Origin of the sequence: Pseudomonas sp. RGB (genome assembly GCF_007713445.1) — a bacterium.
Lineage (GTDB): Bacteria > Pseudomonadota > Gammaproteobacteria > Pseudomonadales > Pseudomonadaceae > Aquipseudomonas.
Genome location: NZ_VMSH01000004.1, coordinates 1 through 19,968, shown reverse-complemented (window position 1 = coordinate 19,968; position 19,968 = coordinate 1). Strand labels below are relative to the sequence as shown.

The 19,968-nt window shown below is 62.4% G+C and carries 17 protein-coding genes; 9 read left to right on the top strand and 8 right to left on the bottom strand.

The features are described 5' to 3' along the window. The first annotated feature begins 231 nt into the window (after positions 1–231). On the top strand, positions 232–1,422 hold the full coding sequence (locus FPT15_RS09910) for an MFS transporter (protein ID WP_145160436.1): 1,191 nt from the start codon (positions 232–234) through the stop codon (positions 1,420–1,422). Here the strand turns inward: FPT15_RS09910 and FPT15_RS09905 are convergent. Next, positions 1,388–2,314: an AraC family transcriptional regulator gene (locus FPT15_RS09905; protein ID WP_145160434.1), complete on the bottom strand. Its 927-nt coding sequence runs from the start codon at positions 2,312–2,314 to the stop codon at positions 1,388–1,390. The genes FPT15_RS09910 and FPT15_RS09905 overlap by 35 nt on opposite strands. A gap of 158 nt (positions 2,315–2,472) precedes the next feature. Between FPT15_RS09905 and FPT15_RS09900 the strand changes: the two genes are divergently transcribed. The 3 genes from FPT15_RS09900 to FPT15_RS09890 all read left to right on the top strand — a co-directional run bounded on the left by FPT15_RS09900 (position 2,473) and on the right by FPT15_RS09890 (position 5,226). Beyond that, complete coding sequence (locus tag FPT15_RS09900; protein ID WP_145160432.1) at positions 2,473–3,852, top strand: NAD-dependent succinate-semialdehyde dehydrogenase; 1,380 nt, start codon at positions 2,473–2,475, stop codon at positions 3,850–3,852. A 112-nt stretch (positions 3,853–3,964) separates the two neighbouring features. Further along, the gene (locus tag FPT15_RS09895; RefSeq protein WP_145160430.1) at positions 3,965–4,873 is read left to right on the top strand and encodes a LysR substrate-binding domain-containing protein; all 909 of its coding nucleotides are present in this window, start codon (positions 3,965–3,967) and stop codon (positions 4,871–4,873) included. After that, complete coding sequence (locus FPT15_RS09890) at positions 4,870–5,226, top strand: MmcQ/YjbR family DNA-binding protein (RefSeq protein ID WP_145160428.1); 357 nt, start codon at positions 4,870–4,872, stop codon at positions 5,224–5,226. The genes FPT15_RS09895 and FPT15_RS09890 overlap by 4 nt, the downstream gene beginning before the upstream one ends. Here FPT15_RS09890 and FPT15_RS09885 read toward each other — a convergent pair. Then, complete coding sequence (locus FPT15_RS09885) at positions 5,215–5,598, bottom strand: DUF1294 domain-containing protein (RefSeq protein ID WP_145160426.1); 384 nt, start codon at positions 5,596–5,598, stop codon at positions 5,215–5,217. The two genes, FPT15_RS09890 and FPT15_RS09885, sit on opposite strands and share 12 nt — an antisense overlap. After that, on the bottom strand, positions 5,595–6,425 hold the full coding sequence (locus tag FPT15_RS09880; RefSeq protein WP_145160424.1) for an undecaprenyl-diphosphate phosphatase: 831 nt from the start codon (positions 6,423–6,425) through the stop codon (positions 5,595–5,597). The genes FPT15_RS09885 and FPT15_RS09880 overlap by 4 nt, the downstream gene beginning before the upstream one ends. Positions 6,426–6,654: 229 nt before the next feature. On the opposite strand from FPT15_RS09880, the gene FPT15_RS09875 reads away from it, so the two are divergent. The 4 genes from FPT15_RS09875 to FPT15_RS09860 all read left to right on the top strand — a co-directional run bounded on the left by FPT15_RS09875 (position 6,655) and on the right by FPT15_RS09860 (position 11,802). Continuing rightward, the gene (locus tag FPT15_RS09875; protein ID WP_145160422.1) at positions 6,655–8,289 is read left to right on the top strand and encodes a methyl-accepting chemotaxis protein; all 1,635 of its coding nucleotides are present in this window, start codon (positions 6,655–6,657) and stop codon (positions 8,287–8,289) included. An 840-nt stretch (positions 8,290–9,129) separates the two neighbouring features. Further along, positions 9,130–9,693, top strand: coding sequence for a nicotinamide riboside transporter PnuC (pnuC, locus tag FPT15_RS09870; RefSeq protein WP_145160420.1), 564 nt, complete (start codon positions 9,130–9,132; stop codon positions 9,691–9,693). Further along, positions 9,690–10,211, top strand: coding sequence for an AAA family ATPase (locus tag FPT15_RS09865; protein ID WP_145161200.1), 522 nt, complete (start codon positions 9,690–9,692; stop codon positions 10,209–10,211). The genes pnuC and FPT15_RS09865 overlap by 4 nt, the downstream gene beginning before the upstream one ends. Positions 10,212–10,293: 82 nt before the next feature. Further along, positions 10,294–11,802 (top strand): FAD-dependent oxidoreductase, encoded by a 1,509-nt coding sequence (locus FPT15_RS09860; RefSeq protein ID WP_145160418.1) that lies wholly within the window; start codon positions 10,294–10,296, stop codon positions 11,800–11,802. On the opposite strand, the gene FPT15_RS09855 is transcribed toward FPT15_RS09860, so the two are convergent. The 3 genes from FPT15_RS09855 to ggt form a co-directional block, all read right to left on the bottom strand. Next, positions 11,799–12,593, bottom strand: coding sequence for an exodeoxyribonuclease III (locus FPT15_RS09855; RefSeq protein ID WP_145160416.1), 795 nt, complete (start codon positions 12,591–12,593; stop codon positions 11,799–11,801). The two genes, FPT15_RS09860 and FPT15_RS09855, sit on opposite strands and share 4 nt — an antisense overlap. A gap of 53 nt (positions 12,594–12,646) precedes the next feature. Then, a complete protein-coding gene (locus tag FPT15_RS09850; RefSeq protein ID WP_178119678.1) occupies positions 12,647–12,814 on the bottom strand; it encodes a hypothetical protein in 168 nt (55 codons plus the stop codon). Positions 12,815–12,972: 158 nt separating this feature from the next. Next, positions 12,973–14,697 carry a gamma-glutamyltransferase gene (gene ggt / locus FPT15_RS09840; protein ID WP_145160414.1) on the bottom strand — a complete coding sequence of 575 codons (1,725 nt, stop codon included), beginning with the start codon at positions 14,695–14,697 and terminating at the stop codon, positions 12,973–12,975. Between the two features lie 159 nt (positions 14,698–14,856). Here ggt and FPT15_RS09835 point away from each other — a divergent pair, with 159 nt between their 5' ends. Continuing rightward, positions 14,857–15,504, top strand: coding sequence for a TetR/AcrR family transcriptional regulator (locus FPT15_RS09835; protein WP_145160412.1), 648 nt, complete (start codon positions 14,857–14,859; stop codon positions 15,502–15,504). Between the two features lie 131 nt (positions 15,505–15,635). Here the strand turns inward: FPT15_RS09835 and FPT15_RS09830 are convergent, their stop codons facing one another. Beyond that, entirely contained in the window at positions 15,636–19,163 is a 3,528-nt protein-coding gene (locus FPT15_RS09830) for a molybdopterin cofactor-binding domain-containing protein (RefSeq protein ID WP_145160410.1), read from the bottom strand. After that, a complete protein-coding gene (locus tag FPT15_RS09825; protein WP_145160408.1) occupies positions 19,160–19,651 on the bottom strand; it encodes a (2Fe-2S)-binding protein in 492 nt (163 codons plus the stop codon). The genes FPT15_RS09830 and FPT15_RS09825 overlap by 4 nt, the downstream gene beginning before the upstream one ends. Positions 19,652–19,968: the final 317 nt, after the last annotated feature.

Below are 19,968 nucleotides of genomic sequence, written 5' to 3'. Positions count from 1 at the left end.
GGGATCTCCAAGTGAGGATCGCGGCTAGGCGATCGAATGAGGTTGATCCTACACATGAACCCAATAAACGATTAGCCAGCTTAAATGCGATTGTTCGTCCTGCCAGCAGGACAATCCTTTCACCGCCAACATTCAATCCAACAAGGTTCTTGCCTGAAGCGCTGACGCACTGGATTTCGCCCGCGCTTCGCTTCATTCTCGCCGGCAGATCCGACAGCCACCGGCCACGCCATGCACCCACCCTCTCCCGTCCTGACCAAGAGCCTGACCCTGATCCTCGCCATCTGCTGCGGGTTTTCGGTCGCCACGATTTACTACAACCAGGCCATGCTGCCGCTGATCGCCAATACCTTTGCGGTGTCCACCGCGCACGTCGGGCAGATCGCGATGCTCACGCAACTGGGCTATGCCTGCGGCCTGCTGCTGTTCGTACCGCTGGGCGACCGGATCAGCCGACGCACCCTGATCCTGGTCGTGCTGTGCCTGAACTTCATCAGCCTGCTGGCCTCGGCCACGGCGCCGTCTTATACCTGGCTGCTGGTGGCGAGCGGGCTGCTGGGGCTGTCGGGGATCAGCGCGCAGGTGATCATTCCCGCCGCTTCCGACCTCAGTACCCTCGAACAGAAAGGCGCGGTGCTGGGCCTGATGGTCAGCGGCTTGTCGGCCGGTGGCTTGCTGGCCAGGACGGTCAGCGGCGTGGTCAGCGGCTGGCTGGGCTGGCGCGGCATGTTTGCGGTGGCCGCGGCGCTGGATGTGCTGCTGTTTATGGCAATCCTGACGCGCATGCCAGTGTCGATCTCCACCAGCAAACTCGCGTATGGCGCCTTGCTCAAATCCCTCTGGGGCCTGGCCAGGCAATACCCGACCCTGCGCCAATCGGCGCTCAAGGGCGCCCTGGTATTCGGTGCATTGAATGTGTTCTGGGGCTCGATGGCCGCCTTGCTGGCCTTGCCGCCGTATGGCTTTACGAGTGCCCAGGCAGGCCTTGTGGGGCTGTCGGCCATCGTCGGCATCCTCTGCGCCTCGACCATTGGCCAGCAAACCCGGCGCCATGGGCGCTTGCTCGAACGCGCCGGCATCACCACGGTGCTGGTGGCGTTTATCCTGATCTACAGCCTTGGGCTGAGCGGTTGGTGGTGGCCCATCCTGATCGCGGCAACCTTCCTTGACCTGGGTAACCGGACCAACCAACTGGCCAACCAGACCCGCGTATTGGCGCTGGAACCCTCAGCCACCAGCCGCCTGAACACCGTGTTCATGGTGGTCTATTTTATCGGCGGCGCCCTGGGCTCGGCGGCGGGCGCTTTCGCCTCGCAGCACTACGGCTGGCAGGGGCAAGCCCTCACCGGCGCGGCCTTTGCCGGGCTGGCCTTGCTGATGACCCTGTTCAGTGGGACGACACATAAATCGACGCCGACGTAGGCGCCGGCAGTGCATAGGTGCGCTTCATCCACTGGATCTCTGCCTGCGGCGTGCGCCCGAAAAAGCGTTTGAACTCACGGCTGAACTGCGAGGCGCTTTCATAGCCGACCCTGGCACACGCCGTGGCGGCGGTGATGTCGTTGCGCAACATCAATAAGCGCGCCTGGTGCAGGCGCGTGGACTTGAGGTATTGCATCGGTGAGGTGTCCGTGACCGTGCGAAAGTGCGCGTGAAAACTCGGCACACTCATCCTGGCTTCCGCCGCCAGGGTCTCCACGTCCAGGTGCTGGTGGTAGCAGCCGTGAATCTTGCGGATCGCCCGCGCGACCTTGCCGAACTGGCCCTGCTGGTTGAGCGCGGCGCGCATCGAGCCGCCCTGCGCGCCCGTGAGGATGCGGTAGTAGATTTCGCGCACCAGCGACGGGCCGAGGAGCTGCGCGTCCATCGGCACACGCATCACTTCGAGAAAACGCAGCAACGACTCGCTGAGCGGCTCATCCATGGGCGATGAATACATGCCGCGGGGCTTGGCCTCAACCAGGTCAGGGAAGTCATCCAGCGCCACCATCCATTGGGCGGCGAGGGTAAAATCCAGCCGCAGGTACACCGCCAGCATGGGCTCTTCTTCACTGGCCTCGGTTTCCATGGTGAACGGCACAGGCACCGAGACCACCAGGTAATGCTGCGCGTCATACAGGTAAATGTCTTCCCCCAGAAAGCCGCGCTTGCACCCCTGGCAGACAATCACAATGCCGGGATCGTAGAGCACCGGAACCCGATGCAAGGGCCGGTTGGAACGCAAAAAGCGCACGTCATCCAACGCGGTCAGGTTATAGCCTTCGACAGGCGCCAGGGCGCTCATCAGCTCGATGATTCGTTGAGTGCGGCCCATGGTGCAAGGCTCCTGGCGAAAACCGCACGTTACTGCGCAATCGTCGCCGTGGCTATGCACTCATAGGAATAGGCAATCAGCAGATTGGTTTGGATATTCGCTCAAGCCGCCCGTTTCCGTAGCCTGAAACAACACGTTCAGCCCTCGGAGATGCCCTCATGCTTATCGTCTACAACCCCGCTACCGGTGAAGAAATCGGCCGCGTTGCCAAGAACACCTCGGCTGAGGTCAAAGCGGCGGTCGAGCGCACCTGCGCGGCCTTCCCGGAATGGTCTTCCAAGCTCGCCAAGGAGCGCAGCGAGATCCTGCGCCGCTGGCACGACGCCGTTAAGGCCGACAAGGAAGCCTTCGCCGAACTGCTGTGCCGCGAAAACGGCAAGTGCCTCACCGAAGCCCGTGGCGAAATCGACTACGGCCTGGGTTTTATCGAGTGGTACGCCGAAGAAGCCAAGCGCGTGTATGGCGACACCCTGCCCACCCACGACCGCAACGCCAACGTGGTGGTGACCAAGGAAGCGGTCGGCCCTGTTGCGGCGATCACCCCGTGGAACTTCCCGTTCATGATGATCACGCGCAAAGTCGCCACCGCCTTGGCGGCGGGTTGCACCATGGTCATCAAGCCTGCCGAAGACACGCCGCTTACCGCCTTCAAGCTGCTGGAATACGCGCGCAAGGCCGGTATCGAACCCGGCGTGCTGGAAGTGGTGGTCGGCGATCCCAAGGAGATCGGCCTGATCTTCACCGCCGACCCGCGCATTCGCAAAATCACCTTTACCGGCTCCACCGCTGTCGGCAAATTGCTTGCGGCGCAATGCGCGGCCACCCTCAAGAAAATGACCCTGGAACTGGGCGGCAACGCGCCGTTTATCGTGTTCCAGGACGCCAACCTGGATGAGGCCGTCAAGGGCCTGGTCAGCGCCAAACTGCGCAACAGCGGCCAGGTGTGTATCTCGCCAAACCGGATTTTTGTGCAGCACAGCATCTTCGAGGACTTCGTCCAACGGGTGCAGGCGGCCGTTGCCAAAATCGATGTCGATCAAGGCCTGCGCGAAGACTTTGTGGTCGGGCCGCTGGTCAATCAACTGGGTTTTGACAAAGTCGTGCGCCTGGTGGAAGACGCCAAAGCTGCCGGCGCCAACGTGCTGATGGGCGGCAAGCCCCACGCCAGGGGCGGGTTGTTCTACGAACCCACCGTGGTGACCGGTTTGCGCGACGACTCACCGCTGGCCACCCAGGAAATTTTCGGGCCGGTGTTCGCCATCTACTCATTCAAGGATGAAGAGGAAGTCATCGCGCGCGCCAACCAGACCGAGTTTGGCCTGGTGGCGTATGCCTACACCAGCGCGCTGGGGCGTTCGTTGCGGCTGTCGCGCCAGCTGGAGGCGGGAATGGTCATCCTCAATTCGGGTTCGGTCGGCACCGCGTCGGTTCCCTTTGGCGGCATCAAGCAATCCGGCTATGGCCGTGAGGGCAGCTACTACGGAATCGAAGAGTACGTGCATGTGAAATATGTGCTGATGGCGGGCGCGCAGTTCTAAGCGCTTAATCACGTCCAACGCGAGCAGCCACACGGCGCTCGCTTTTTTTGTAGTGGATTTGCCCTCTCCAGACGCGGATAGTTCGTCCCACTGACAGGACAATAGGTTGACCATGCAAGACCTCAACGACCTCTACTATTTCGCCAAAGTCGTCGAGGCCGGCGGCTTTGCGGCGGCCGGCCGGCTACTGGGGATTCCCAAGTCACGGCTGTCACGGCGTATTGCCGAGCTGGAAGAACGCCTCGGCGCGCGCCTGTTGCAGCGCACCACCCGCCAATTGACCCTCACTGCGGTCGGCGAGCGTTATTTGCGCCATTGCCAGGCCATGCTGCTGGAAGCGGAAATGGCCGACGAGGCCGTGGCCAGTATGTCCAGCGAACCGCGCGGGCGCCTACGGGTAAGCTGCCCGGTGGGCATGGCCCAGCACATGATGCCGGGCATGGTTGCCGGTTTTCTCGCCGCCCACCCGCTGGTACAGCTGGAGATGACGCTGGTGAACCGCCGTGTCGACCTGGTGGCTGAGGGCATCGACGTGGCCCTGCGCGTGCGCGAGTCGGGCGATGAAGACCCGCTGCTGGTGACCAAGCGCCTGCGCCAGGCCCAGACCCTGCTGGTGGCCAGCCCTGAATTCATCCAGGGTCGGCACATCGACAGCCTCGAAGACCTCAAGCAACTGCCGGTACTCGGCGCCCTGGAGGCCGACCGCCTGGTCCACCTGCGCCTGATCGACCCGCAAGGCAATGCCCAGGACCTCGCGCTGGAAGCCCGCCTGGGCATCGACGACTTCATCGTGCGCAAGGCCTGTGCCCTTAAGGGCCTGGGCTTCACGGTCTTGCCGATGATGTACTGCGAAGAGGAATTGGCCAGCGGCCAATTGGTGCAGCTGCTGCCGCATTGGTCGTCACCGGGCGGCTGGTTGCAGGCGGTGTACCCGCATCGCCGTGGCGTACTGCCGGCCATTCGTGCCTGGATCGACTACCTGGAAGAAGCCTTCAAGGACTGCGGAGACCGCTTGCTATGAAAATGACTGAAGCACACGTCGCCGCCTTCTGTCTGAGCCTGCCCGGCGCGCGGGAAGACTACAAATGGGGCGGCGTGCGGGTGTTCTCGATCGCCGGCAACAAGATGTTCGCCGTGCAGAACCTGCGGGGCGAATCGCTGGCGTTCAAGGTCGACAAGGACCTGTTCCTCGGCCATGTCGACCGCCCCGGCATTCATCCGGCGCCTTATCTGGCGCGGGCCCAGTGGATCATCATGAACACGCCCTACCCGCTGGGCGCCGAGGAACTGCGTGGCCTGTTGCAGCGTTCTCACCAATTGGTGGTGAGCAAACTGCCCAAGCGCACGCAGATCGGGCTGTTGCTAGAAGATTGAAAGCAGCGTGCCGCCCAGGAATAACTGGTCGAGCCAGAACACCTCGTGCAGCAACACGATGACCCAGAACAGCACCTGGTACGACACTTTGCGCGTCTTGTGCCGGAACACCTGCTGGGCGATCAACGCCCCGGGCCATCCGCCGGCCAGTTCCACGGCGTGCAAGATGTTTTCGCGAACGCGCGGGCCTGCTGTCTGAGCCTTGCGCTTGTCACCCCAGTAGAGAAAAAACGCTACCACGCTGACCACGCCATAAGCGGCCAGCGGAATCACGGTCTCACCGCGATGCCACACCAGCGCCGCCCCCAGCAGCGGCGCGGCGCACAGCAGCACAAAGAGCAGCGCCTTGAGGCGCGGATGCTGAATGTTCATGGCTTGACCGCCGACCAGTCGATCCAGCCGAACTGCCAGGTCGCCAGAATCAGCACGCCGAACGCGATGCGATACCAGGCAAAGGCCGCATAGCTGTGGCTGGCGATGAACTTGAGCAAGGCCTTGACCGCGATCATCGCAAAGATGAATGAGGTGACGAACCCGATGGCAAACACCGGCAGGTCATCGGGCTGGAACAAGTGACGGTACTTGTAGCCCGAATACAGGGCCGCGCCGACCATGGTTGGCATCGCCAGGAAAAACGAAAACTCGGTGGCGGTCTTGCGTGACAGGCCGAACAACAGGCCGCCAATGATGGTGGCGCCGGAGCGTGAGGTGCCCGGAATCATCGCCAGGCACTGCGCCAGGCCGACCTTGAGCGCGTCTTTCCAGGTGATCTGGTCCACGGTGTCAGCATGCACCGCATGGTCGCGGCGCTCAGCCCACAACATGATCACGCCACCCACGACCAGGGCGGTGGCCACGGTGATCGGGTTGAACAGGTAATGCTTGATCAGGTCGGCAAAAATCACCCCCAGCACGATGGCCGGCACCACCGCGATGATCAGGTTAGCCGTGAAACGCCGGGCACTGGGCTGGGTCGGCAAGCCGATGACCACGTCGAGGATCTTGCGCCGAAACTCCCAGACCACCGCCAGGATCGCGCCCAATTGAATAATGATGTTGAACGCATCAAAGCGTTCGCCGCCGAAGCCGATCAAGTCGGCGACGATGATCTGGTGCCCGGTGCTGGATATGGGCAGGAACTCTGTCAGCCCCTCCACCACGCCAAGAATCAATGCCTGTATGGCGGTCCAAAAATCCATGTATCCCCCAAAGGTCATGCCTGTCGGCATGCCTTGACTGTCTTTTTAATAGTTCACTGACGACAAGCGCACTCAAGTTCCGCTGCTGATTTTCAACATCGCCCTGCAAAAATTTCGTGAAAAATCAGGGAGTACTCAGGTTTTTCAATTACAGGCCGAAAGCCTATCAGACAAGCCGGAAATGTCGATGCGGCGCCCACAATTATAAAAAGCATGGAGTGACAGGACGATGAACAGTTTGCGCAGCATGTCGATCAGCCGCCGCCTCTGGCTGATCCTGATAGTCGCCGTGTTGATGCTGCTGACGTTGGGGCTGTTGATGCTCAAGCAGATCCACGGCGACCTTTACCAGGCCAAACGCCAGCAGACCCAGCACGTGGTGCAGACCGCCAGCGGGGTGCTGGCCTATTACCAGAACCTTGAGAAAACCGGCGTGCTCAGCCGTGAAGCCGCGCAGCAACAGGCCCTGAGCGCGGTGCGTGGCCTGCGCTACGACCACGACGATTACTTCTGGATCAACGACCTGACGCCCGTGATGATCATGCACGCGGCCAACCCCAAGCTGGATGGCCAGAACCTCTCGGCGATCCGCGACCCGGACGGCTTTGCGGTGTTCAACGAATTCGTGACCCTGGCCAAGGCCAAGGGCGCTGGCATCGTCAACTATCGCTGGCCCAAACCCGGCGCCGAAGCGCCCGTGGAAAAAACCTCGTACATCCAGCTGTTCGAACCCTGGGGCTGGATTATCGGCTCCGGCGTGTACGTGGATGATGTGCAGGCCGAGTTCACAGGCCAGGTGTGGAAGGCCTCGCTGATTGGCCTGGGCATCGCCCTGCTGATGGCCGTGTTGGTCACCCTGATTGCGCGCAGCATCGTGACGCCGTTGCAGGCGGCGGTAAACGCCATGGCCAATATCGCCAGTGGCGAAAGCGACCTGACGCGCAGCCTCGACACCCACGGGCGCGACGAAGTCACCCAGCTGTCTCGGCACTTCAACAGCTTTACCGCCAAGCTGCGCCAGGTGGTCGGCCAGCTGCAGGTGTGCGCCAATGCGTTGGGCCAGTCGTCCACGGAACTGGGCAACAACGCCAGCCAGGCGCATGACCGCAGCCAGCAGCAGTCGCAGCAGATGGAATTGGTGGCGACGGCGATCAATGAAGTGACTTATGGCGTGCAGGACGTGGCAAAAAACGCCGAACATGCGGCCAGTGAGATGCGCGATGCCCAGGCCCAGGCGCAGCAGGGCCAGGTGAATATCGACGGTAGCTTGCAGCAGATCGACCAGCTCTCCGGCACCATCAGCCAGGCCGTGGAGGTGATTCGCACCTTGTCCAGCGAGAGCACGCAGATTGGTGGTGTGCTGGAAGTGATCCGCTCCATCGCTGACCAGACCAACCTGCTGGCACTTAACGCGGCCATTGAGGCCGCGCGTGCCGGGGAACAGGGCCGTGGGTTTGCGGTGGTCGCCGATGAAGTGCGCTTGCTGGCTCAGCGTACGCAAAAATCCACTGCTGAAATCCAAGTGATGATTGAGCGTCTGCAGGGTCACTCGGAAGCGGCGGTCAAGGTGATCAGTGACAGCCATAGCGCTTCGCAGCTGACGATTGAACAGGCTGGGCAGGCCGGTGCCAGTCTTACCGCCATTGGCCAGGCGTTGCGTAACCTCAACGGGCTGAATGCCTCGATTGCCAGCGCGACCTTGCAACAGGCGCATGTGGTGGAGGATATCAATCAGAACGTCACGCAGGCGGCCGGGTTGTCGCACAGCACTGCGCTGGCGGCGGAGCAATCCAGCGTGGCGAGTGCGCATTTGCGTGGGTTGAGTGAGGAGTTGGACGGGTTGCTGCGGCAGTTCAAGGTTTAGCTTTTTTTGGGGGGGGTTAGAGCGGGGTGTACATATCCGTTGTTTGGGTGATGGCGGCTTTTGGTTCCGCCCTTACGGCGGGTCACTTTTGAAAAGCGCAAAAGTAACCAAAACGCTCTTGCCCCACCACTCGGCACCTCGCCTAGGCTCGGTGTGCCCTCACGCAGGCATTACTCCGCGGGCCGCCGCGACGGGCCGTCCCTGCCCCGTCGCGGCTAAACCGGCGTCCTGCCGGTTTACCCGCTCCGTACTACCTGCGTTCGGCCAGCGTGGTTTAACGGGGCGCCTAAGATCAAAATCAAAAGCAAAGCACGGCGGCCTAGTAGCCGACCTGAGTGGTTAGATCAAAAGCGGAAGCGAGGCGGCCTGACAGCCGACCTGGTCCTTGAAGCTGAATCCATTCAAATGTGGGAGCTGGCTTGCCTGCGATGGCATCAACCCGGTGTACCTGCTGGACCGAGGTGTCTGCATCGCAGGCAAGCCAGCTCCCACAGAAAAGCCAAGCAGTGCGGGACTGGCGGCTGAACTCGGTCAACTTGTGGGAGCGGGCTTGCTCGCGAAGGCGGTGGGTCAGTCAGCTCATGTGTCACTGACACACCGCCTTCGCGAGCAAGCCCGCTCCCACAGTTGGTTCTCGGTGCATCAGGTTGAAGGGGTGTTACTCAGCTTTTACCTCTGCCACTCACGCCATGCTCTGCCTTTAACGCTGATCTCACACGCCCCGTTACACCACGCCAGCCGTCATGACCGCAGCGATGTGTATGTCTCCACATCCACGTTTAAACATTCCTCACCTCTGGTTACAATTGCCGCCCTCTCCCACTCTCCCAAGGAACCGCCATGTCCGGGCTTGAATTGTTCGCCGCCGCCCTGGGGGTGATCGCTGTCTGGCTGACGGTCAAACAAAACCCATGGTGCTGGCCCATCGGGCTGGTCATGGTGTTGCTCTACACCTGGGTGTTCTTCGACGTAAAACTCTATTCCGACATGCTCCTGCAAGTGGTCTACGCCGCCCTGCAACTTTACGGCTGGTGGCAATGGACCCGCGCCGGCGAGGTCAAGCAAGGCCGCCAGGTCAGCAGCCTCGGCGCACCCGCGATCATGAGCAGCCTGGCCGTCGGCGCCGTCTTCAGCTTGCTGCTCGGCGCGGCCATGGCCCACTGGACCGACGCCGCCCAGCCGTGGCTGGACGCCGCTCTCACCGGTTTCAGCCTGGTGGCGCAAATGTGGATGGCGCAAAAACGCGTGCAATGCTGGCCGCTGTGGATCGCCGTGGACGTGATCTTCGTCGGCCTGTTCCTCTACAAAGGCCTGTACCTCACCGCCGCGCTTTACGCCCTGTTCACCGCGATCGCCGTGCAAGGCTGGCGTGAATGGCGCAGCGATCCGGCGTTGCACGCATGAAAGTGGTGGTACTGGCAGGCCCCGAATCCAGCGGTAAAAGCTGGCTGGCGGCTGAACTGCATGCACACTTTGGCGGGCTGATGGTTGGCGAATACGTGCGGTATTTCATCGACCATCATCAGCGCGACACCACCCTGGCGGACATTCCGGCGATTGCCCGCGGCCAACTGGCCTGGGAAGACGCGGCCCGCGCCGAACAGCCCAACTTGCTGGTGCTCGATACTCACCTGTTGACCAACAAACTGTGGAGCCAGACGCTGTTCGGCGACTACCCCGCCTGGCTGGACGACGAACTCCTGGCCCGGCATTACGACCTGCACCTGTTGTTGTCCCCCGAGGACGTGGAATGGACCGCCGACGGCCAGCGCTGCCAACCGGAACTGGCTGATCGTCGGGCGTTTTTCCAGGCCAGCCTGGCGTGGATCGAACAGCACCAGCAGCCCGCCGTAATCATTGGCGGCCATTGGCAAGCGCGGCGCGCCAAGGCATTTGAAGCGGTGGCGCAGCTGCTGGCGTAAGGCCCAGTCCTGAGTACCGACCATCGGGTCAACGCAGTCCATTTCCTTCGGCGCCAGTCAATCTTCTAAAGGAGATTGGCCTATGAACATGCGCATTGTTGCCCGCCTGATTAACTTGCCGGAAAACCGTGGCGTTCGCGTCACCGCGGCAAAGCATCCTGTCCTGCTGGTGCGTGTCGGCGACCGGGTGCGCGCCTTCCAGGCCGAGTGCCCGCACGCCGGCGCACCGCTGGAGGAAGGTGTGATCTGTAACGGGCGGATCATTTGCCCCTGGCACAAAGCCGCGTTTGCCGTGGACAGCGGCGCCGTGATCGAACCTCCGGCGCTGGTCGGGCTCAAGCAATACCCGGTGCAGGTGCACGATGGTGTGGTCAGTGTTGGCGACGAGCCCATGGCAGCCGACGCCGCGCCGGCGCGGGATGAACAACGCTGTTTTGCGGTCATCGGCGCTGGCGCGGCAGGCACTGCCGCCGTGGCGACGTTGCACCAGCAAGGCTTCAGCGGACGATTGCTGTGGATCGACCGTGAACAGGCTCCCGCCTACGACCGCACCGCCCTGAGCAAATTCGTGATCGCAGGCCAGATGACGCCCGAAGACACGCCGCCACTGCTGGATAAGCAGCCCATCGGCATTCACGGCGAAGTTCAGCGCCTGGACGCCAACGCCAAGCGCATCGAACTCGCCGACGGTCGTCACTTTGACTATGACGCGGCACTGGTCGCCACCGGGGGCGAAGCGCAACCGCTGGACATCCCCGGCGCGGTATTGAGCCAAGTGTTTGTGCTGCGCAGCCGCGAGGATGCGGCGCGTATCGACGAAGCAGCGCAGTCGGCAGCGTGCGCGGTGATTGTCGGCGACAGCTTTATCGGCCTGGAAGCCGCGTCCGCCTTGCGCCAACGTGGCCTGGTGGTGCAGGTGGTCAGCCGCCATGACATTCCTCTCGCTGCGCAATTGGGCAAGCGCATCGGTGCGGCCATTCGCCAATTGCACGAAGACAATGGCGTGATCTTCCACTGCAACACCGAGCCCGAACGCTTCGACGGTCACGGCGCAGTGAGTACCGTGCTGCTTAAAAACGGCAAGCGCCTGGCGGCAGACCTGGTCGTGATCGGCGTTGGCGTCACACCCGCCACCGGCTTTATCCACGGCGTCGACAAAGCCGAGGACCAGTCGCTGAACGCAGACACTCATTTACAGGTGGCGCCCGGGTTATGGGCGGCCGGCGACAACGTGACCTTTGAATGGCGTCAGCAGCCAACACGCATCGAGCACTGGCGCGTGGCCCAGCAGCTGGCCGTGCTGGCCGCGCGCAATATGCTCGGCGATACGCAGGTCTACGCCGACGCGCCCTTCTTCTGGACCTACCACTTCGGCAAAACCTTTGAAGTGCTCGGCCACCCGCAGCACTGGAATCGCCTGCACGTGGAGGGTGAGGTGAATCGTCACGACTTCATTGCCTTGCTGTGCCGGGATGATCAAGTGGAAGCCGTGATTGCCTGCGAACATCAGCAGGCCATGGCGCGCCTGTCACAACGCATGCAGCACCCCTTGGGCAAAGCCGAGGCCTTGGCCATTATTCGCGCCGGTTAGCGCTTTTTGCGGGTGCTCAATTGAATCCACGTCGGCGCATGGTCGCTGGCGTGCGGCTCGTTGCGTACCCAGGCGTCCACGCCGGCGTCTTTGAGGTAAGGCTTGAGCGCGGGATTGAGCAGCAGGTGATCGATACGCAGCCCGGAGTTGGTCTGCCAGTGCTGACGGAAGTAATCCCAGAAGGTGTAGACGCGCTCTTCGGGGTATAGATGGCGCAGCGAATCGGTCCAACCCTGCTCCAGCAGGCGCTGATAACACGCGCGGCTTTCAGGTTGCAGCAAAGCGTCCTTGAGCCAGGAGCGCGGGTTGTAGATGTCGATGTCGGTGGGCACCACGTTGAAATCCCCGGCCAGCAGCACCGGATGTTCGCTGGCTTGCAGCGCCTGGGCATAGGCGATCAGCCGTTCGAACCAGGCCAGCTTGTAGTCGAATTTAGGCCCTGGCTGCGGGTTGCCATTGGGCAGATACAGGCAGCCAACCAACACGCCATGCACCGCAGCCTCCAGGTAACGGCTTTGCGTGTCGCTGTCATCGCCCGGCAAACCGCGCCGGCTCTCCAGCGGCTGGGCATCGCGCGCCAATATTGCTACGCCGTTCCACGAGGCCTGGCCCAGGCAAATCGCACCGTAGCCGGCCGCTTCGAAGTCGGTATAGGGAAACAGGCTTTCCGGCGCCTTGAGCTCTTGCAGGCAGACGATATCCGGCTGCTCGCGCTCAAGCCATTGCAGCAGGTTGGGCAGACGGGCACGGATGCCGTTGATATTGAAGGTGGCGATTTTCAGCGCTTTCATCAGTCCGGTCCTTTCAGGGCTCTTGGGATAGAGCCTGAAAGCCGCGCGGATGTTCAATCCAAACCACGCTCCAGGTTGGCATTCACGCGCAGCAATAACGCCAGCAGCGTCGCCTCTTCTTCAGCGCTGAAGCCCTGCAGCGCCTGCGCCGTGCCCTGCACCATCACGGCGTAGGCGGCAGGCATGCGTTCACGCACCGCATCGGTCAGGGCGATCAGCATCTGCTCCAGACGCCTGACTGCTCGGCAGCAGTGCAGGCCTATGAAAACCACATGTTCGAGCGTGTGATGCCGGCCGCCAGAGACAGCGCCGAAGGCGCCGCCACCCAGTTATCCCATGACAGCCTGGCGCTGTCCCACCTGCATCACCACCTCACGCCTCAGTAGCCCAGGGACAGGCCGGTATTGCGGCGCGGGTCGTTGGCCCCGTAGAAACGGTTGTTGCCCACCGGCTTGCCACCCAGGGACGGCGCGCCCACCAGGATTGCGGCCAGGTGGTTGGCATCCTGAGGCCCGGCAAACTTGTGGCCCCAACTCTCGAGGATTTTCTGCGTGTCGAGGCTCACCGCGAAGGTCTCCAGGTTGGTGGTCTCAGGCATCCACTGTTGATGGAAACGCGGCGCATCGACGGCTTCCTGGATGTTCATCTTGTAGTCGATGACATTCAGGATGGTCAGCAAGGTCGCGGTGATAATCCGGCTGCCGCCTGGCGTACCGACCACCATCACGGCCTTGCCGTCCTTGGTCACGATGGTCGGGCTCATCGACGACAGCGGCGCCTTGCCAGGTGCGATGGCGTTGGCTTCGCCCTGGACCAGGCCGTACATGTTCGGCACGCCGACCTTGACGGTGAAGTCGTCCATTTCATCGTTGAGGATCACCCCGGTCTTGCTCGCCATCACACCGGCACCGAACCAGTCGTTGAGGGTGTAGGTCACCGACACCGCGTTGCCCCACTTGTCGACGATGGAATAGTGCGTGGTGTTGTTGCCTTCATGCGGCGACACGCCCGGCTTGATCGCCTGGGAATCCCCGGCCTTCTGCGGTTCGATGGCAGCGCGCAGCTTGGCGGCGTAGTCCTTGTCCAGCAGGTGGGCAATCGGGTTCTTCACGAAGTCCGGGTCGCCTAGGTAGCTGTTACGGTCCACGTAGGCGTGGCGCATCGCTTCGATCTGGTAGTGGAGGCCTTGGGCCGAGTGATAGCCAAGGTCGGCCATCGGGTAGCCTTCGAGAATGTTCATGATCTGGCAGATCACCACGCCGCCCGAGCTCGGTGGCGGTGCCGAGACCACGTGGTAGCCACGGTAATCGCACTCGATGGGCGCCAGTTCGCGGGTCTTGTACTTGTCGAGGTCGGCCTGGGTGATGATGCCCTTGCCGGCCTGGCTGGAATCCACCAGGGCCTTGGCGACCCAACCTTTATAGAAGCCGTCGGTGCCCTTGGCGGAGATTTCCTTGAGGGTCCTGGCCAGGTCTTTCTGCACCAGTTTCTGGCCGACCTGCAGCGGTTGGCCGTTGTGCAGGAAGATCCCGCGCAGGTCTTTGTCTTTCTCGAACTCGCCGGTGGCGGTGTGCAGCAAGTCGACATCGCCCTGCTCCAGTTCGAAGCCGTTTTCCGCCAGCTTGATCGCCGGGGCAATCACTTGGGCGCGCTTTAGAGTGCCGTACTTGCTCAGCGCAGTTTCCATGCCGGACACGGTGCCAGGCACGCCGACCGCCAAGTGGCCCTTGGCGCTGAGGCCTTCGACGACCTTGCCGTCTTTGTCCAGGTACATGTCGGCGGTGGCCGCCAGGGGGGCTTTTTCGCGGAAGTCGAGGAAGGTCTTGCGCCCATCCGCCAGTTGCACGGTCATGAAGCCGCCGCCACCGAGGTTACCCGCCGCCGGGTACACCACCGCCAGCGCATAGCCCACGGCCACGGCCGCATCGACTGCGTTGCCGCCAGCCTTGAGCACATCCACCCCTACATGAGTGGCCAAATGCTGGGCGGTGACTACCATGCCGTTTTCACCGCCCACCGGGGCCTGGGAAGCGGCGTGCACACCGCTGACCGTCAGCACCAGAGCGGTGGCGATTAAGGTGCGGCTGAAGGGTTGGTATTTCATCCATGGCTACTCTAGTTATTGGGACGCACCAAAATAGCCCGACTCGGATCCAATCCCCAGTGCAATGGCGTTTTTATTACAGAACTTGTCGGTCACAGAACGGCTGCAAAAAAGCCCATGCTATATTTCGCGCCCAGACTGGCTGCAAGGCGCGTTGAGATGGTGATCAAGAAGACCGGTATTCGGGCTCAGCAGGCCGACCAGACACGCGCGCGCATCTTGCAGGCGGCGGTCAAGGTGTTCACACGCGACGGTTATTCCGGCGGGCGTGTCGACACCATTTCCAAGGAGGCCGACTCCAACGACCGCATGCTTTATTACTATTTCGGCAGCAAAGAACACCTGTTCATCTGCGTGCTGGAACACATCTACGAGCAGTTCAACCAGGCCGAAAGCAAACTCAAGCTCAACCTGGAGGCGCCCGTGCAGGCGCTGCAGGACCTGGTGGCGTTTATCTGGAATTACTACGTCAAGCACCCCGAGTTTGTCGCGATCCTGAGCATCGAGAACCTGCACCAGGGCAAGCATGCCCAGCAGTCCGGCGAAATGCGGCGGCTGTCGGGCGAAGCGGTAGGCGTGTTGCGCCCGATCATTGAAGCGGGCCAGGCAAAGGGCGTGTTTCGCCAGGACATCGACCTCAAGCACGTGTACTTGATGATCGCTTCGCTGTGCTACTTCTATAACTCCAACCGCCATACCCTTAGTTCGTTTCTGGGTGAAGACCTGGCGGATAAGGGGCAGCAGCAGGATTGGCTGGGGTTTATCACTGATTTGGTGCTGAGGGGCGTCTCCCCAAGCTCACTGTAGAAACCGGCTCTAATCCCTTTGGGAGCTGGCTTGCCTGCGATGGCGATGTGTCAGGTAGTATTTTCGGTGCAGACCCACCGCTATCGCAGGCAAGCCAGCTCCCACATTTGATCTGCACCGGCTTTGGAATATCAGTGGGTGCCCGGGTTGGCCCGCAGGTGCGCGACCTTCTGTTCCAGCCCGGTCCACTGTTCTGCATTCGGCGCAAATTGCCCACGCAAATAGGCGACCAAATCCGCCACCTGCGTATTCGACAAACTGTCCTTGAACCCCGGCATGTACCCCAGATCCTGGGTCGCCGGGTTGCTGATCCCTTGCAGAATCACCTTGATCAAATTGTCCGGCTGATCACTGTGCACATTGGTATTGGTCGCCAATGATGGGCTGACCCCAAACAGTTTCGGCCCCAGGCCGTCGGCGTGACAGGCCTTGCACGAGCCTTCGAATACGCGTCGGCCATTTGGATTGGGCACCGTCGCTGCCGCCACGGTTTGCGCCTCAGCCGTCGCCTCGCCATTAAGCGACGCCAGGTACACCGCCATCGCGCGGATATCCGCCTTGGGCAACTTCGCCAGTTCACTCACCACCGGCCCCATCGGGCCCGCCGCCACGCCATGGGCGTCGGAATAGCCGGTGCTGAGGTAGGTGAACAATTGATCTTCGGTCCATGGCGTCGGTGCTTTGGACACACCGTTCAGTGCCGGCGCCTCCCAGCCATCGACGCTGCCGCCGGCCAGGAAGGCCTTGCCGCCCTTCTCGGCCCCCATCAGGTTGCGCGGCGAATGGCACGCCGCACAGTGCCCCAGACCATTGACCAGATAATTGCCGCGATTCCACTGCTCGCCGCGCTCCGGTTGCAGCGTGATTTCACCGCGCCGTAGATTCAGCGCATTCCACCCCGCCATCAGCGGCCGGATGTTGAACGGAAAGCGCATGGCATTCGTCGTCGGCGCCTGGCTCACTGGCGCTTGCGACATCAGGTAGGCATACAGCGCCTGCATGTCCGCCTCATTGATATTGCGAAACGCCGTATAGGGAAACGCCGGGTACAAATTGCGCCCGTCACGGCCAATGCCCTCACGCATCGCCCGCTCGAATGCCGGGTACGACCAGGCACCGATGCCGGTGTTCACATCCGGAGTGATATTGCTGCTGTACAGGGTGCCGAAGGGCGTTTCCATCGCCAACCCACCGGCATTGGTCGCGCCGCCCGGCGCCGTATGGCACACCGCGCAATCGCCCACCGCCGCCAGCAAACGCCCGCGCTCCAGGGTGGCCTCGGACCACGTGCCGGCGCTGGGCGGGGCGATCGGTGCGATCGCGCCGTGAAACGGCCAAGCCGTGGCCATCACGGCGCCCAGCGTCGCAAACAGCGCGCCGAACCACCATTTTTTGCGTTTCTGTGGCGACGTGGCAGGCTCGCCGAGGGTGCCGGCATTCAGCGCTGCCAACACCCGCTCGGGGGTGATCGGCAACTCACGAAAACGAATCCCGGTGGCGTCATAGATCGCATTGGCAATCGCCGCCGCGCTGGGCACCGAGGCCGACTCACCGGCGCCCATCGGCGGCTGGTCCTGGCGCGGCATCATCAGCACGTCGATCTGCGGCACTTCAGGGAAGGTCAGGATCGGGTATCCGCCCCACTCCTTGCTGGCCACCGTCGATTCCTCAAAGGTCACCCGCTCCTTCAACACGCGGCTGGTGGACTGGATCACATTGCCGTGGATCTGATGCTGCACACCCGCCGGGTTGATCATCATCCCCGAGTCATGGCCGATCACCACCCGCGTCACCGACACGTCGCCGGTGTGCTTGTCGATGGCCACATCCGCTACCCAGGCGGCCCACGCCGCGCCAAAGCCGGGGAATTTACTGTGGATGTAGCGCGCGTACGCAAAGCCACGGCCCCGCAACAGATGGTCTTCATTGGCGGTTTGCATGGGCGCGGTGCGCGGTGACCAGTTGGCGCGTTCGGCGGTGGATTTGACCAGGTCGATGGCGCGCTCGTCCTTGAGGTAGCGCAGGCGGTACTCCACCGGATCGACGCCGGCGGCAAATGCCAGCTCGTCAATATAGGATTCGTGGGCAAAGGTATTGGGCAATGCCGACACGCCGCGCATCCACGAGGCGCGCACGATGGGCGCCATGTCGTTGATAGTCACCCGCATGTTGTCGATGTCATACGGCGGGATCGAGGTGCGGTCGCCCATTTCGAACATCGCCGCCACGGGCTCGACGCGGCCGGTCAGCAACAGCGCCAGGGTCGGCGCGCCATTGGAGGGGTAGCTGGTTTCAAAATCGTACGCGGCAATGCTGCCGTCGGCGTTGAGGCCGCCGTCCACGTCCATCAACTGCGCCGTGCCCTTGGGCTCCCACAGGTGTTCCTGTTCGCGGGTCAGTTGCACGCGCACCGGCTTGCCCACCGCGCGCGACAACAGCAACGCATCGGCGCAGACGTCATCCGCGCAATTGCGCCCGTAACAGCCGGCGGCTTCCATACGGATCACGTCGATCAGCGTTTCATCGCATTCGAGCAACCACGCCAGATCGGCGCGCAGCAGGTGCGGGTTCTGGCTGCCCGACCACACGCGACTGCCCGCGGCCTGATAGTCGGCCACGGCGCAGGACGGGCCGATTGAGCCGTGCATTTGATAGGGCCACAGGTAACTGCGCTGCATCCGCTGGCTGGCGCCCGCCAGGGCTGCATCGACATCGCCCTGATCGAGCACCGTGCGGCGTACCCGCGGGTTGTCACGGATCGCCTGCTCGACATCGCTCATGTCCGGCAAGGCCTTATTCCAGGGCTTCCACTGCACCTGCAACTCATGGGCGGCCTTGATCGCCTGCTCTTCGCGCAACGCGACCACGCCCACAAAATCGCGGATCACCACCACCGCAACAATGCCGGGGATATGTGCGATGGACGCCTCATCCACACTCAGCAGGCTATTGCCGACAAAATCCCCGCAGTCCAGACCGGCATACGGCGGGCGCACGACGCGGCCGTGCAGCATGCCCGGCACGCGCATGTCGTGCACGTAGGTCAGCTCGCCCGTGGCCTTGCCGGGAATATCCACACGCGCGGCGCCCTTGCCCACCAAGCGGTAATTCTCGATGGCTTTCAAGGGCGCATCGCCGCTGATGCGTAACTGGTCATGCTGGCCGCTGACCAACTCGCCGTAAGTGGTGGCGCGCCCGTCTGCCGCCTGGATGACGCCCGCTTCGACCTTGAGGCTGGCGGTGCTCACGCCCCAGCGCCCCGCCGCCCGCGCCAGCAAAAAACGTCGTGCTTCGGCGGCAGCGTTGCGCAGCGGGATCGCCGAAATCTGCAAGGTCGCGCTGGCAATCGTCGCGCCCTGGTTCGGCACGCGCTCGGTGTCGCCCAGCACCATGGTGACCTGGTCCATCGTCAGGTCGAGTTCTTCGGCGACGATCTGCGCCAGCGAGGTGCGAATGCCGGTGCCCAGGTCCACATGGCCGTTGAACGCATAAACCAGGCCGTCATCGTTGACCGCGATAAACAGCCCCAGCTCTTTGGGTTTCACGGTCGGCGTGCCGCCCTTGGCCACCGGGCCGGAGGGCGGCAGCACATCATCGACGATCAACAAGACGCCCGTCTTGGCCAGCCACTGGTCACGGGAAAGGGGGCTATCGGTCATGGTCGGCCATCCACGGTCAAGAGGTGAGCAGCACGCAATACGGCGCGCAGGATTTCGATATGGGTGCCGCAGCGGCAGAGGTTGCCCGAGAGCTCGTTGCGGATCTGGGCTTCGCTGGGGTTGGGATTGCGGTCGAGCAAGGCCTTGGCCGTCATGATCATGCCGTTGAGGCAGTAGCCGCATTGCGCGGCTTGCTCGTCGATAAACGCTTGCTGCACCGGGTGCGGCGCCTGGCGTGTGCCGAGGCCTTCGAGGGTGACGATCTCACGCCCTGCCGCGCCCGCCAGCGGGAACACACATGAGCGTGCCGCAACACCGTCGATGATCACCGTGCAGGCGCCGCACTCGCCCAGGCCGCAGCCGTACTTGGGGCCGTTGAGTGCCAGGTCATTGCGCAGCACCAGCAACAGCGGCGTGTCCGCCATGGCGCTGACTTCGCGGATGTGGCCATTGACCTCAAGGGCAACCGTGATGGAGGGACTGATCATTCGCTTCGCCTGTGTCAGTTGGTGAAGTGGCTACTACACGAAACAGTCAAAAAAAAGCATCGCGGACCTGGGGTCTCGCGACACACTTGAATCGTGAAGTGGCTACTACATCAACACCAAGCAAAAACGATGCCAAGGGGTTGGGCTTATCCTGACTTACGCAGGTTTGTGATGGTTGTGGCGAGCGGGCTTGCCCCGCGTTGGGGCGCGAAGCGGCCCCTCGTCCAGGCGATGGGGTTATTCAGGTAAAGCTCATGGCGGGTTTGGGGGCTGCTTCGCAGCCCAACGCGGGGCAAGCCCGCTCGCCACAACAAGCC